The sequence below is a fragment of the Azospirillum sp. B2RO_4 genome (assembly GCF_051124815.1).
In the GTDB taxonomy this organism is placed as follows: Bacteria; Pseudomonadota; Alphaproteobacteria; order Azospirillales; family Azospirillaceae; genus Azospirillum.
In genome coordinates this window covers 354752-368124 of record NZ_CP118489.1, presented here as the reverse complement: position 1 = coordinate 368124, position 13373 = coordinate 354752, and the positions used below count along the sequence as shown (strand labels likewise).

The following is a 13373-nucleotide window of genomic DNA, read 5'->3' as shown; positions in this document are numbered from 1 at the left end:
CACTATAACGCGACCACAACCCATTTTGGGAACAAAACTTTAGGCAGGTAAGGATTCCCCCTAGGGAACCCGTTCAGGGTCACCGGCCATGTCCTTTAGTAGTGTCAGATCATTGATGACGATAAACCCTTTGGCATATGTCACCACTCCGGCCTTTCGCAGGGCGCCGAGGCACTTGTTCACCATTTCACGGGTGACGCCCAACATGTTGGCCAGGGCTTCCTGAGACAACGGCAGGGTCAGCCGCAGGCCGGTCGCAGTCTGCTGCCCATAGCTGTCGGACAGCAGCAGCAGCCTGCGGGCCAGCCGGCGCGGCACGTCGTGGAAGACCGCGTCCTCAATGTTTTCCGATACCCAGCGCAGCCGGTCGCACAGGACGATCATCATGCGGGTGCACAGGCGCGGGTGACGCTCCAGGAAGGGAATGAAGTCGGCGCGGTCGATGCGGTAAAGCTCGACCGGTCGCAGGGCGATCGCGGCGGCCGTGCGTTCCCGTCCGTCGATCAGGCCGATCTCGCCCAGGACATCGCCGGCTTCCAGGATGTTGAGCAGCATCGTCTTGCCGTCCGCCGAGGAGGTGCGGATGGCGATCTGTCCCTTCAACACGGCGAACAGGCTGTCGCCCGGATCTCCCTTGTCGAAAATGATCTGGTCGGCATCGAAGCGGGCAATGCGACCCAGCTTCAGCATTTCCGCCATCTGTCCGGCATCGAGTTCCCCGAGCAGCCGGTTGCGCCTCAGCACCGCCGCAACATCCATCGGCGCGTTCATCCGTCCGTCCAGGCACAGTTTCGCGCCGGGCTGGCGGTCATCGCCACCCCGACGCGATCAGTCTAGCGGATACGCCCTTACATCGCGAGCGGAGCCGCGTCGCGCAGGGCACGCTCCCAAAGGACGGTGCGCTCGAAGTGGAAACGGGCCTCCGGCGCCGCACCGTCACCGGTCGGACGGCCGAGACGCCGGGCCATGGCGCGCAGCATGGCCTTGGCGTCCTCGCGCTTCTGGTCGAACCGGCCATGCGGCAGCCAACCGCGGAAAGCCGCCAATTCGGTCGCCGAAAGGCCGATATCGGCGCCCAGCCGCAGCATTCGGCCATAGCCGCGCTCGCGGTAGGGCAGTTCCTTGGCGATTGATTCCAGGCGCAGGGCGGTTTCGGCGGTCAGCACCCGGTCGGCCATGGCGTCGGACAGGGTGCGGCGGATGTTGACCATGGCCTCCGACAGGGAGGTGTAGCCCAGCTCGGCCGGGCCGTGGATCACCGCAACCTCGTCGTCATCCTCCAGCCGGCCGTCGCGGAACGCCTCGAAGATGGCGCCGACGCCGATCATGCCGAAGGGGTACAGCTCCGCCGCGCGCAGCGCCCCCATGCTGGAGGCGCCGAACACCGGGATGCCGGCATGGATGGCATAGAGGATTTCCTTGTGCCAGACAGACGGCACGCTTTCGAAGAAGCCGTCGATGATGCCGATGGCCGCCGGCTTTTCCGCACAAAGCCGCAGAACGTCGCCCTGGGCGACCGGCGGCAGATAGGTGGCGTCCAGCTCCAACGCCGCATCCTCGCGCGGCAGGGTGGGGCCGAGGAAGATATAGACGCCGCTCATGCCGCCTTCTCCATGGCTTGGGTGCCCAGCGCGCGCAGGCCGCGTTCGCCCAGCAGGTAATCGGGGGATTCGTCGGCACCCTCCAGCCCCGGCACGACGACGCGCACGACGGGGATGCCGAATTCGGGCTTGGTAAGGTCGACCGCCACCGCCTCCTCGATTCCGATCGCGCGCAACCGGTCGAGCTGGTGGGCGAGGTCGGCCTCGATGGTGGGGGCGGTGCTGGTCGGGCAATGGTGGAAGGAGCGCCGGCCGGCACCCTCCACGATCATCGCCTTCCAGCGGGCGTGATGGGCAGGGTCGAGGTGGCGTTCGTATTCGGCACGGGGCATGTCGTCGCGGGCGCCAGCGATGAAGGTCAGGCGGCTCTGCGCCGCCTCGGTCAGGGCGCGGGACAGGGCGATCTCGCGCGCCGCATGGCAGCCCATGCCGGTGGCCGGACGGATGGAATGCTGAGGCATTTCCTCGCGTTCGACGATGCGGCAGAGGAAGGCGGGCAGTCCTACGTCGCTGGTGGTCTCCCACACGCCGACGGCGACGCCGGCCGCTTCGAAGCGGTCGATCAGCGAGCGGCAGACCGGATCGTCGATGCTGTCCAGATCGATGCGGGTCGCCGCCTGGGCGACTGGGTCCCGCAGGCGCCAGAGGGTGGTCGCGTCGCGCTCCACCAGTTCGGTGACGGCGTGGCTGATCGCCTCCACCTTGTGGTTGCCCGACGCCAGCCCGTTGGAGCCGGCCAGGAAGGCGCCATGGCCGGGGGCCATCGGCACGGTGAAATTCAGGTGGACCATCTCGAACGGAACCCATTTCGGGCCGCCGTTCAGCAGGTCCTGCCCCTCGATCCACAGGATGGGGCTGTTGGGGTTGAAGCTGCCGGTCGACAGCCGGGGCAGGCGGTCGACGTCCACCACCGGATGGGTCCAGCGCAGCTCCTCGAAGCTGGCGAACTTCAGCGGCAGGGTGATCCGTTCGGCGTGATAGCTCTCGATCGACTCCATGACCCCCGAGGCCTTGGCGGCGGCGAGCGTCACCCCCTTGCCCTGCGACACCGAGATGGAGCGGGAATTCGGCCGCGTCACCATCACCACCGGAATGCCGACGGCATCCAGCCCGGTGACGTTGGCGACCCGGGTGATCCCCATGATCGGCAGGAACGGGGCGACCCGCGCCAGGGTCTGTTCGGGCGCCATGACCCGGTGGGTGCCGACCGTGTGGGCCTTCACCGCATCCGAAGCGGAGGCTTTGACATCGAGCAGATCGAAGGGCATCGCGGCTTGTCCGGGGCGGAGGGGAATCGAGAGGGCGCGTCCCGTTCCCGGGTCCGTGGCCGGTCAGCGCCTGTTCGGTGCTGGTGGCCACGGTCCGAAGAACCGGAACCGGGAACCCGATCAGGCGCCCGGAGCGATCATGACGCGGGAGGCTTCATGGTCGGCGGACTGGAAGCCGGCGCGGTCGCCGGAGCGGACATGGGTGCGGGCGGTGGCGATGGCGCTGTCGGCGACCTCGGACACGCCATGGGCGGTCACCGCGTAGAGACGGCCATCGGCGCCGCGGATCATCGAAGCATGGGAGATCGAAACGTTCATGAAGCTTCTCCTTCAAGTGTGTGGTGACGAACGAACTCTTCACATTCGAAGGAATGTTTCGCTGTGAAAAATTTCACAGTGCTAGGCTCTGTTGGGGGTGTAAAGGATATCTGCAGATGAGGTTGCGCGGTTCATAATGTTGCAATTCGGCACGCGGGGGCATCATGTTCATTCAAAAAAAGTCTGCCGATTGTATGTCCGGCATTATTGACCTCCGTGCTTTGATGACTTGGCCCTCTATAGTTTCGCGTACAATTCCGCTGAAAGACCGGCGTGCACGCCTTCGGTTGGAAACTGCGGTCTGGAGCGGTCTGGACGACATTGCACAAAAAGAACGTCGTCCGGTTCGAGAGTTGTGCATCGAAGTGGATGCGCTAAGGCCCTCGACTACGCCGCTGACAAGTGCAATCCGGAGCTATGTGCTCGATTATTATAGAAGATCTGAAAGAAATAATCAGATTTAAAAATAGAGCGCAAATTGTCTCTGAATTAGTAGTGATAACCGTCGATCACCTCTGAAATGCGCAAGCGCGTGCAACGGGCGGCAAGCCGGTTCATAGATAGGTTCAATGCACTTCGTTCCGCCCGTTTTAAGGCTTCGGCCGTTTGCCTATCGCCGTGATTACAGATAAAAGCTGCTTGGGCATCAAGTGCCACCGCTTTTACTGAATAGCCGATTCGACCAGTTTTTTCAGCGGATGCCTGGACTAAGCGCGCGTATTGGCGGGCGTTCTGCGTATCCCCTGTGAGCAGACATGTTTCTCCGTACCATAAATGAACTTGGTTCAGGTAGGCACATGCTCGCTCTTGCTGTGCAAATAAGAGCGCTTGAGAAAAAAGCCGCATGCTATTTTCTATGTCGCCACTCAAGGCGTGTGCATAGGCACTTGCGCCAAGCAGAAATGCCTTGTGCAATTTTGATTTTGTGATTTCGCAAAGGTCATGTGCTAACGTGAGGTACGAGAGGGCACTTTCCGGCTTGTCTAACAGTAGGCAAGACCAACCCATATGCTCATAAGCAAAAAGCATGGAAAAATTGTGCAAGCTTTTTTCTGCGGCTTCAACGGCTTCTACCGCGGCCGCAATGGCTTCATCGGACTCACCGATCTCAGCATGGCTGCGGGCGAGATTTGCACAAATTCCTACCTTACCAATGACAGCAAGGCCGAATCTCTCAAGCTTGCGATCCATTGCGAGCAGATGCCGCGCGGCCTGCAAAATGTCCCGACCTTCGGTGAAATGGCCTTTTTCTGTCAGGATGCCGCCAAGCCGACTTAACAGCTGAATGCGGGTGTTCAGATCAAAATTCCCATCGTCAGCCTGTAAGCCTTGCTGACTGAATTCGATAGCTCGGTCAATGTGGCCATGGGGCCATTCAATGGCAGCGAGCATAGACGAGGTCCTTGCATACCGTCTTGCATCGGGGATCGATAGAGCTAGTTGTCGCGCCCGTTCAAGCAATTCGTTGGAGTCGGTGAGGCCGCGCGGAAGATTGGCGCGAGCCAAAGCGATGGAGCCGTCGATCCGCCGCAGTCGGTTGCGTGGCGTGTCCGGGCAGCGGTCAAGCGCAGTCAAGGCGTTTCGGTAATGCCGGCTTGCGTCCTCCAACCGGGAGCGCAGTTCCGCCCGCACGCCCGCCCGCCGGCCGAACAGGTGTGCGGCCGGCCAGTTTTCCGCCTTGAAGGAGTGGTGGGCCAGCAGGTCCAGGCGGTTGGGCAGGTCGGCGTCGCGGCGGTGGCGCAGCGCCTCCAGCACGCGGGCATGAAGCGCCCGGCGGTCGGACTTGGTCAGGGTGGCGTAGGCGACCTCCTGGATCAGCGCATGCTTGAAGGAATATTCCAGGTTGGGCAGCAGGCGGGTGCGCAGCACGAAGCCGGCGCGCTCCAGATAGGCCAGAATGTCGGACAGGACCGGCATGGGCAGGCAGGTCAGCGCCTGCAGCAGCCCGACATCGAAGGTGGTTCCGATCACGGCGGCATTCATCAGTAGCCGGCGCCGCTCGAGCGTCATCAGGTCCATGCGCTCGCCCAGCAGCGCATGCAGCGTGCGCGGCAACTTGTCGACCACCAGCGGGTCGATCAGCCGGTAGGAGCCCGGCGTGCCTTCGATGGCATTGGCTGTCTCCAGCGTGCGCAGAACCTCTTCCAGATAAAGCGGAACGCCCTGGCAGCGGGTGGCGACCTGGGCCTTCAACTCCACCAGCGACCAGTCCGGCCCCAGCCAATGGGCCAGGAAACTCTGTACCTGATCCGGCGACAGCATGCCCAATTCCATGCGCCGCCCGCCCGGCCGGCCGTTCCAGCCCTGTTCCCGCGATTCCGGCCCCAACGGCGGCGGTCGCCGGGTGGCGAGCAGCAGCAGGCGCGACCCGGACCCCGGCAGCGCCTCCGCCAGCCGATCCAGCAGCCGCACCATCACTGGCCGCGCCCAATGCGCATCCTCCACCAGCACCAGCAGCGGCCGGCCCACGACCCCCTCGCCATCGGTCTCGGCGACATCATGCGTTGGAACCGGACCCGCGAGTTCAAGCGTCGCCCCAACCAGCCCTTCGATGCCCAGCGACAGGCGTTGCGCCGCATCAAGGCCGCTCCACAGCGGGTCGAGCCCCGGCAGGCCGAACAGCGCCCGCACGGCGTCGCCCGCCAGCGAACCGGAGCGGCGGCCTGCGGCCTCGCACACCCAGCCGACGCCTTCCTCGCTGGCACGGCCCGCGACCTGCTCCGCCAGGCTCAGCGCAACCGCTTCGAGGTCGTCGGGATCGGCCAGCCGGCGGATCGGCATCTGCGGCCATTGCAGCAGCGTCCAGCGCCGGCTGCGCGGATCGCGCAGAAACTCCCCCACCAGCCGCGATTTGCCGATCCCGGCATCCCCTTGCAGCAGGAGTTGGGCCGGCGCCCCGGCCTCTACCGAATCGGCGATGGCGAACAGGGTCGCCACCTCCTGCTCGCGGCCGACATAGGGGGCGTCGGTGGCGGACAGCAGGTCGGTGGCGGTGCGGCGGACGGCGCGGGCTCCGTCGAGCAGGAAGGCGGGCATCGGCTCCACCTCGTCGGACAAACGCAGGCTTCCCATCGGGCGTGCCGTCACGCCGACGGGGATCAGGTCCAGCGTGTCGCGGCTGAGCTGAGCGGTGTCGGAGGCGGCGCGCTGCTGCAGCTTGGCGGCCATGTGCACGCATTCACCGACGGCACGATAGTCGGTCCACAGGCCGTTGGTCACGACATGGGTCACGGCGTCGCCGGAACTGATGCCGATGCGGATCTGGAAAAGCGGCTTTCCATGCTCGTCGCGGGTGGCGCTGAGGATGTCCTGGGCGGCCAGGCAGGCGCGCAGGGCGTGGTCCTCCTTGGCGCCGGGGGCGCCGAAGGTCGCCAGGAAACCATCGCCCAGCATCTGCGTCACCGTGCCCTCGAAACGCGGCACCGCCTCCGTCACGCGATCCAGGATGGAGAGGAGCAGGTCGTCCGCATCCTCCGGATCACGGCCGGCCACGATGGCGGACGAGCGGACGATGTCGACGAACATCGCCGTTACCACCTTGCGCTCGCGCGGCTTGTCGCCCGGCAGGCGTGATGCATCCTGCCAAGGACGGCCTTCGTCCGTCGCTGTGCCCAACATGGTGTCCGCCATGTCCGCCCCCTTTGCGGAATTCGCGTTGGCATATTAGAGCATGCAATTCGAATTTTGCGAACATCCGAGCGATGTATCGCCCTAAGATTTTCGCGCAGGCGGAAGCCAACATATCGGTGTATGTAATTCGGGGCAAAAAGAAAGCGCCGCGACTTGCGCGGCGCCTTGATTGTTACTTGTGATGAATATCCGTTGTGCCTGACTCGGCCGCGGTTGACGCTGGCCGGGCAAACCCGGCTCAGCGCCGGACGGCGATATTCTCCACCTGGGAAACGTCGCGCACGGCGCCGCGGTCGGCGCTGGTCGTCAGGGCGGCGTAGGCGCGGAGCGCCGGAGAGACCACGCGGTCGCGGCTGGCCGGCTTCCAGGCATCCACACCCTTCGCGTTCATCGCATCGCGGCGGCGCTGCATCTCCTGGTCTTCGACGGCAAGGCGGATGATGCGGTTGGGGATGTCGATCTCGATGCGGTCGCCGTCCTGCACCAAGCCGATGGCGCCGCCCTGCGCCGCTTCCGGCGAGACATGGCCGATCGACAGGCCCGACGTGCCGCCGGAGAAGCGGCCGTCCGTGACCAGCGCGCAAGCCTTGCCCAGCCCCTTCGACTTCAGGTAGCTGGTCGGGTACAGCATTTCCTGCATGCCGGGGCCGCCGCGCGGACCCTCGTAGCGGATGATCACCACCTCGCCCGCCTTGACGACGTCGCCCAGGATGCCGGCGACGGCGTCGTCCTGGCTCTCGAACACGCGGGCCGGGCCGGCGAAGACGAGGTTGGAGGCATCGACGCCCGCCGTCTTCACGATGCAGCCGTTCTCCGCGATGTTGCCGTACAGCACGGCGAGGCCGCCGTCCTGGCTGAAGGCGTTCTCGGCCTTGCGGATCACGCCCTTCTCACGGTCGAGGTCCAGTTCCGGCCAGCGGCGTTCCTGGCTGAAGGGCACGACGGTCGGGATGCCGCCGGGCGCAGCCCGGTACAGGGTGTGGACGGACTGGTCCTGCGTGCGCATCACGTCCCAGCGGTCCAGCGCGTCGCCCAGCGTCGGGGCATGGACGGTCGGCGCCTCGCGGTTCAGCAGGCCGGCGCGGTCCAGTTCGCCCAGGATGCCGAAGATGCCGCCGGCGCGATGCACGTCCTCGATATGGACGTCGGACACCGCCGGGGCGACCTTGCAGACGTTGGGGACGTGGCGCGACAGCCGGTCGATATCGGCCATCGTGAAGTCGATGCCGCCTTCCTGCGCCGCGGCCAGGATGTGCAGGACGGTGTTGGTCGAACCGCCCATCGCGATGTCGAGAGTCATAGCATTCTCGAAGGCCGCCTTGGTGGCGATGCCGCGCGGCAGGGCGGTGGCGTCCTCCTCCTGGTACCAGCGGCGGCAGAGATCGACGGCGAGGCGGCCGGCGGCGAGGAACAGCTCCTTGCGGTCGGCATGGGTCGCCAGGATGGTGCCGTTGCCGGGCAACGACAGGCCCAGCGCTTCGGTCAGGCAGTTCATCGAGTTGGCGGTGAACATGCCGGAGCAGGAGCCGCAGGTCGGGCAGGAGCCGCGCTCCATCTCCGCCGCCTCTTCGTCGGAGACGGTCGGGTCGGCGGCGGCGACCATGGCGTCGATCAGGTCGACCGACTTGACCTTGCCGCGCCACTTGACCTTGCCGGCCTCCATCGGGCCGCCGGAGACGAAGACCGCCGGGATGTTCAGGCGCATCGCGGCCATCAGCATGCCGGGTGTGATCTTGTCGCAGTTGGAGATGCAGACCAGCGCGTCGGCGCAGTGGGCGTTCGCCATGTATTCCACCGCGTCGGCGATCAGCTCGCGCGAGGGCAGGCTGTACAGCATGCCGCCATGGCCCATGGCGATGCCGTCGTCGACCGCGATGGTGTTGAACTCCTTCGCCACGCCCCCGGCCTTCTCGATCTCGCGCGCGACCAGCTGGCCCAGATCCTTCAGGTGGACGTGTCCGGGGACGAACTGGGTGAAGGAGTTGGCGATGGCGATGATCGGCTTGCCGAAATCGCCGTCCTTCATGCCGGTCGCCCGCCACAGGCCGCGCGCGCCCGCCATGTTGCGGCCGTGGGTGGAGGTGCGGGAACGGTAGTGCGGCATGGATCGGTCCTCAGCTGGTCGATTTGGGCGAGTTGGCGAAAGGAATGGAACGAAACGGGTGGGCACCTTAGCAATCTCCTGTCGCGCGCGCCAGAGGCGCAATCCTTTCTCAGGCGCCGGAGGCGCGACATCGGCGTGGCCCTGCCATGCGCGCCGCGAGGATTGCCGATGATAAGCAGGCTTATTAATTCATCGATACCGATAAGCAAGCTTATGATATGCCGATGTCCGCCTCCGCCGATGCCCGCTCTGCAAACCCTCACTCGATGAGCCCCCATTCGATGACATTGGGTGCAGTCCTGACCGATACGGCGCGCATGATGCGCGTCCGTTTCGACCAGCGCGCCCGCCATCTCGGACTGACCCGCGCGCAGTGGTCGGTGATCGCCACGCTGGCGCGGAACGAGGGGATCAAGCAGGCGGCGCTGGCCGATCTGCTGGAGATCGAGCCGATCACGCTCTGCCGTCAGATCGACCGCATGGAGGAGGGCGGCTGGATCGAACGCCGCGCCGATCCGACCGACCGGCGCGCCCGGCTGCCGCACCTGACGCCGAAGGCGCATGCGGTGCTGGAGCAGGGCCGGGCGCTCGCCACCGGGATTTATGCGGAGGCGCTGGCCGGTCTGCCGTCCGATGCCGAGGCCAAGCTGGTCGAGATGCTGGCCCACATGCGCGCCAACCTGTCCGACCGCCGGACCGAACCCGCCGAGAAGAAGGCGGCCGAGAAGATCGCTGCCAAAGCCTGACGCATTCCGTTTTTCTTCCTTCGGGACCCGACCGCAATGACCGCCGTGACCGACCGCGATACCGAAACCCGTCCTGCCGCTCAACCGGCCGCCAAGCCCGTCCGCAGGGCGCGCTGGCGCCGCTGGGTTCTGATGGCCGCCCTGCCGCTGCTGGTGGCGGTCGGCGGCGGCTATGAGTATGTCGTCGGCGGGCGCTATGTCTCGACCGACAACGCCTATGTCCAGCAGGACAAGGTGACGATCAGCCCGGACGTCTCCGGCCGTATCGTCGAGGTGGCGGTGCGCGAGAACCAGCCGGTCCATCGCGGCGACCTGCTGTTCCGCATCGATGACGAGCCTTACCGGCTGGCGTTGCAGCAGGCGGACGCCGCGCTCGCCTCGGCCCGGCTGAAGGTGGAGCAGTTGCGCGCCGACCTGGGCGAGGCGCAGGCCAAGCAGGCCGCAGCGGAGGAGAAGGTCGCCTTCGAGCAGCGCGAATTCCAGCGCCAGCAGGACCTGCTGAAGACCGGTGTCGCCGCGCGTGCGACCTATGATTCCGTGCGCCACGACCTGATGTCGGCACAGCAGGACCTGAACACGGAAAAGCAGGCGGTGGTCAGCGCCCGCGCCGCGCTGGGCGGCGATCCCGACATTCCCACCGACCGCCATCCGATGGTGCTGGAGGCGCTGGCGAAGAAGGCGACGGCGCAGCGCGACCTGGACCACACGGTGGTGACGGCGCCGGCCGACGGCGTGGTCAGCCAGACCGACCGGCTGCTGGTCGGGCAATATGCCTCGGTCGGGCTGTCGGCGGTCAGTCTGGTGATGAGCGGGTCGAGCTGGGTCGAGGCCAATTTCAAGGAAACCGACCTGACCCACATGGCGGTCGGCCAGACCGCGACCGTGGTGCTGGATGCCTATTCCGGGCGCACCCTGACCGCCCATGTCGAGAGCATAGGCGCCGGCACCGGATCGGAATTTTCGGTCCTGCCTGCCCAGAACGCCACCGGCAACTGGGTGAAGGTGGTGCAGCGCGTGCCGGTTCGTCTGCGCATCGACGGAACCGATGCCGCCGCTGTGCCGCTGCGCACCGGCCTGAGCGCCGATGTGGAGGTCGACACCCATTACAGCCGGCCGCTGCCCGGCGTGATCGGCAGCGCGGTCGCGGCGATCCGGTAAGGCACTCCATCCATGGCCGTCCCCCAATCCCCTGCCGCCCCGCATGAGGTGAAGCACCGCGGCATGATCACCGTGTCGATCATGCTCGCCACCATCATGCAGGTGCTGGACACCACCATCGCCAACGTCGCCCTGCCCAGCATGCAGGGCAGCCTGGGGGCGGCGCAGGACACCATCACCTGGGTGCTGACCTCCTACATCGTCGCCGCGGCCATCGCGACGCCGGCCACCGGCTGGATGGCCGACCGGTTCGGACGCAAGCGGCTGTTCCTGATCGCGGTGGCGGGCTTCACCGCGGCGTCGGTACTGTGCGGGTTGGCCGGCAGCCTGACGCAGATGGTCGCTTTCCGGCTGGTGCAGGGCATTTTTGGGGCGGCCCTGGTGCCGCTGTCGCAGTCCGTGCTGCTGGACATCAACCCGAAGGAGCGGCACGGGCAGGCGATGGCGCTGTGGGGCGCCGGCATCATGGTCGGCCCCATCGCCGGGCCGACGCTGGGCGGCTGGCTGACCGACAGCTTCAGCTGGCGCTGGGTCTTCTACATCAACCTGCCGGTCGGGCTCTTGGCCTTCTTCGGCATGCTGGTCTTCCTGCACGAGACCAAGGGCCGGCAGCGCGGCTTCGATTTCTTCGGCTTCGCCATGCTGGGGCTGGCGGTCGGCGCCTTCCAGATGCTTCTGGACCGCGGCGAGCAGCTGGACTGGTTCGGTGCGACCGAGATCTGGATCGAGACGGCGCTGGCCGCCTGCGCCTTCTGGATCTTCGCGATCCACATCGCCACCGCCCACGGCAACACGAGAACCGAGCCCTTCATCGACCCGGCGCTGCTGCGCGACCGCAACTTCGTCACCGGTCTGATCCTGATCTTCGTGATCGGCGTGATCCTGCTGGCGACCATGGCGCTGCTGCCGCCGATGCTGCAGAACCTGCTGGGCTACCCCACGGTCACCACCGGGCTGGTGCTGGCGCCGCGCGGCGTCGGTACGATGATCTCGATGCTGGCGGTCGGACGGCTGGTGCGCAAGGTGGACGCGCGGCTGCTGATCCTGGCCGGCGTGCTGCTGACCAGCTGGTCGCTGTGGTCCATGACCGGCTTCACCATCGTGATGGACCGCGAGCCGGTCATCATCAGCGGCGTGGTGCAGGGGCTGGGATTGGGCCTGGTCTTCGTGCCGCTCAGCACCATCGCCTTCGCCACGCTGGAGCCGCGGCTGCGCACCGACGCCGCCAGCCTGTTCAGTCTGGTCCGCAACCTGGGCAGCAGCGTCGGCATCTCGGTGGTGATGACCCTGCTGTCGCAGAACACCCAGGTCAACCATGCCAGCCTGTCCGCGCACCTGACACCGTTCTCCCAGGCGATGACGGAGCAGCTCACAGCCTCACCACAAGCGCTGGCGATGCTGAACGCCCAGGTCACGCAGCAGGCGGCGATGATCGCCTACATCGACGACTTCAAGCTGATGATGTATGTCGCGCTGCTGGTGATCCCGATGCTGCTGCTGCTCCGGCGGCCGAAGGCGGGGGCTCCGGCGCCGGAGGAAGCGGCGGTGATGGAGTAGGGGACCGCCGCAATCGGATGGCCGGATCAGGCGGCCATGGTCGACATCGAGCGGCAGCTTTCGGCGCAGCGGCGGCACATCTCGGCGCACCGCTTCATCATCGGGTCGTCGGCCATGCGGTCGCAGTCGTCGGCACAGGCCGCACAGATCTCGGCGCAGGCGCCGCAGGCCAGGTGATGGAAGCGGGAGCCGCGGATCATGAAATCCGCGCTGGTGCGGCAGATGTCGACGCAGTCCAGCAGCAGGCGGATATGCCCGGCCTCCGCATGCGCACCGCCCTTGCTCAGGCAATGCGCGACGGTTTCCAGGCAGATCGTGTGGCAGTCGGTGCAGTTGCGGATGCAGTCGTCCATCGACGGCGTGCCGGCCATGACAGGTCCTCCGGAGAAGATTGCAGGATGGACCTGACAACCGGCTCCGGGGCCGCAGGGTTCCGCCGGCGGGTGGTGGCGTCAGTCGGCCGATGCGCTCTTGCCGCCGTCCTTCTTCGGGCTGCGCGGAGACTTGGTGGGGGTTGTCTTGGCGGTGGTCTTGCCGGCCGCTGCCTTGGGGGCATCCTCGGCCTTCGCCTTGGGGGCGTTCTGTTTGGCCTTCGCCGGCTTGGCGGGGGCGGGCTTGGCGCTCTCCGCCGGGGTGCTCGCGACTTCGGACAGGGATTCGGCGGCGGCGCGGGTGCTCTTGCCGGCGGCCTTGGAAGTGGCCTTGGAGATGGGAGGCTTCTTGCGCGATCCGGCAGCCTTTTCGGTCGGCTCCAGCGCGCCGGCGCCGCGGATTTCCGCTTCCGCCTGGGTCCAATGATCGGAATCGCGGCCGTGCGGACGGCCTTCGCTTTCCCACAACTCGTGGGCGCGGCGTCGGATACGCTCCAGGATGTCGTCGGTATCGGCCATCGAGTCCCCCATGTGTCTGTCCGGCATTTGTCTGCCCGGCGCGCCTGCCATACCGCATTTTGTGGCAGCGACCCGCCGACGTTGCAAAGCCACTCGTGCGA

Annotated in this window: 12 protein-coding genes; 4 read left to right on the top strand and 8 right to left on the bottom strand. The window is 66.2% G+C overall.

Features of this window, described 5'->3' with window-relative positions; all coding sequences use genetic code 11:
- Window positions 1-60: 60 nt before the first annotated feature.
- The 4 genes from PWS46_RS25275 to PWS46_RS25260 form a co-directional block, all read right to left on the bottom strand.
- Entirely contained in the window at window positions 61-771 is a 711-nt protein-coding gene (locus tag PWS46_RS25275; RefSeq protein WP_434623606.1) for a Crp/Fnr family transcriptional regulator, read from the bottom strand.
- Window positions 772-848: 77 nt separating this feature from the next.
- Window positions 849-1601, bottom strand: a complete 753-nt coding sequence (locus PWS46_RS25270; protein WP_434623605.1) for a TfuA-like protein — start codon at window positions 1599-1601, stop codon at window positions 849-851.
- Window positions 1598-2869 (bottom strand): YcaO-like family protein, encoded by a 1272-nt coding sequence (locus PWS46_RS25265; RefSeq protein WP_434623604.1) that lies wholly within the window; start codon window positions 2867-2869, stop codon window positions 1598-1600. The genes PWS46_RS25270 and PWS46_RS25265 overlap by 4 nt, the downstream gene beginning before the upstream one ends.
- Before the next feature lie 120 nt (window positions 2870-2989).
- The gene (locus PWS46_RS25260; RefSeq protein WP_434623603.1) at window positions 2990-3187 is read right to left on the bottom strand and encodes a hypothetical protein; all 198 of its coding nucleotides are present in this window, start codon (window positions 3185-3187) and stop codon (window positions 2990-2992) included.
- A gap of 164 nt (window positions 3188-3351) precedes the next feature.
- Between PWS46_RS25260 and PWS46_RS25255 the strand changes: the two genes are divergently transcribed.
- The gene (locus PWS46_RS25255) at window positions 3352-3651 is read left to right on the top strand and encodes a ribbon-helix-helix domain-containing protein (RefSeq protein WP_434623602.1); all 300 of its coding nucleotides are present in this window, start codon (window positions 3352-3354) and stop codon (window positions 3649-3651) included.
- A gap of 25 nt (window positions 3652-3676) precedes the next feature.
- On the opposite strand, the gene PWS46_RS25250 is transcribed toward PWS46_RS25255, so the two are convergent.
- Complete coding sequence (locus tag PWS46_RS25250) at window positions 3677-6817, bottom strand: ATP-binding protein (RefSeq protein WP_434623601.1); 3141 nt, start codon at window positions 6815-6817, stop codon at window positions 3677-3679.
- A gap of 238 nt (window positions 6818-7055) precedes the next feature.
- Window positions 7056-8921, bottom strand: coding sequence for a dihydroxy-acid dehydratase (gene ilvD / locus PWS46_RS25245; protein ID WP_434623600.1), 1866 nt, complete (start codon window positions 8919-8921; stop codon window positions 7056-7058).
- 281 nt (window positions 8922-9202) lie between these two features.
- On the opposite strand from ilvD, the gene PWS46_RS25240 reads away from it, so the two are divergent.
- The 3 genes from PWS46_RS25240 to PWS46_RS25230 are packed head-to-tail and all read left to right on the top strand — an operon-like array spanning window position 9203 to window position 12382.
- On the top strand, window positions 9203-9667 hold the full coding sequence (locus PWS46_RS25240; protein ID WP_434623599.1) for a MarR family winged helix-turn-helix transcriptional regulator: 465 nt from the start codon (window positions 9203-9205) through the stop codon (window positions 9665-9667).
- Window positions 9668-9703: 36 nt separating this feature from the next.
- Window positions 9704-10825 carry an HlyD family secretion protein gene (locus PWS46_RS25235; RefSeq protein WP_434623598.1) on the top strand — a complete coding sequence of 374 codons (1122 nt, stop codon included), beginning with the start codon at window positions 9704-9706 and terminating at the stop codon, window positions 10823-10825.
- Between the two features lie 12 nt (window positions 10826-10837).
- A complete protein-coding gene (locus PWS46_RS25230) occupies window positions 10838-12382 on the top strand; it encodes a DHA2 family efflux MFS transporter permease subunit (protein WP_434623597.1) in 1545 nt (514 codons plus the stop codon).
- 26 nt (window positions 12383-12408) lie between these two features.
- On the opposite strand, the gene PWS46_RS25225 is transcribed toward PWS46_RS25230, so the two are convergent.
- Both PWS46_RS25225 and PWS46_RS25220 read right to left on the bottom strand, forming a co-directional pair.
- On the bottom strand, window positions 12409-12753 hold the full coding sequence (locus PWS46_RS25225; protein ID WP_434623596.1) for a four-helix bundle copper-binding protein: 345 nt from the start codon (window positions 12751-12753) through the stop codon (window positions 12409-12411).
- A gap of 81 nt (window positions 12754-12834) precedes the next feature.
- Entirely contained in the window at window positions 12835-13272 is a 438-nt protein-coding gene (locus PWS46_RS25220; RefSeq protein ID WP_434623595.1) for a DUF2934 domain-containing protein, read from the bottom strand.
- Between the last annotated feature and the right edge of the window lie 101 nt (window positions 13273-13373).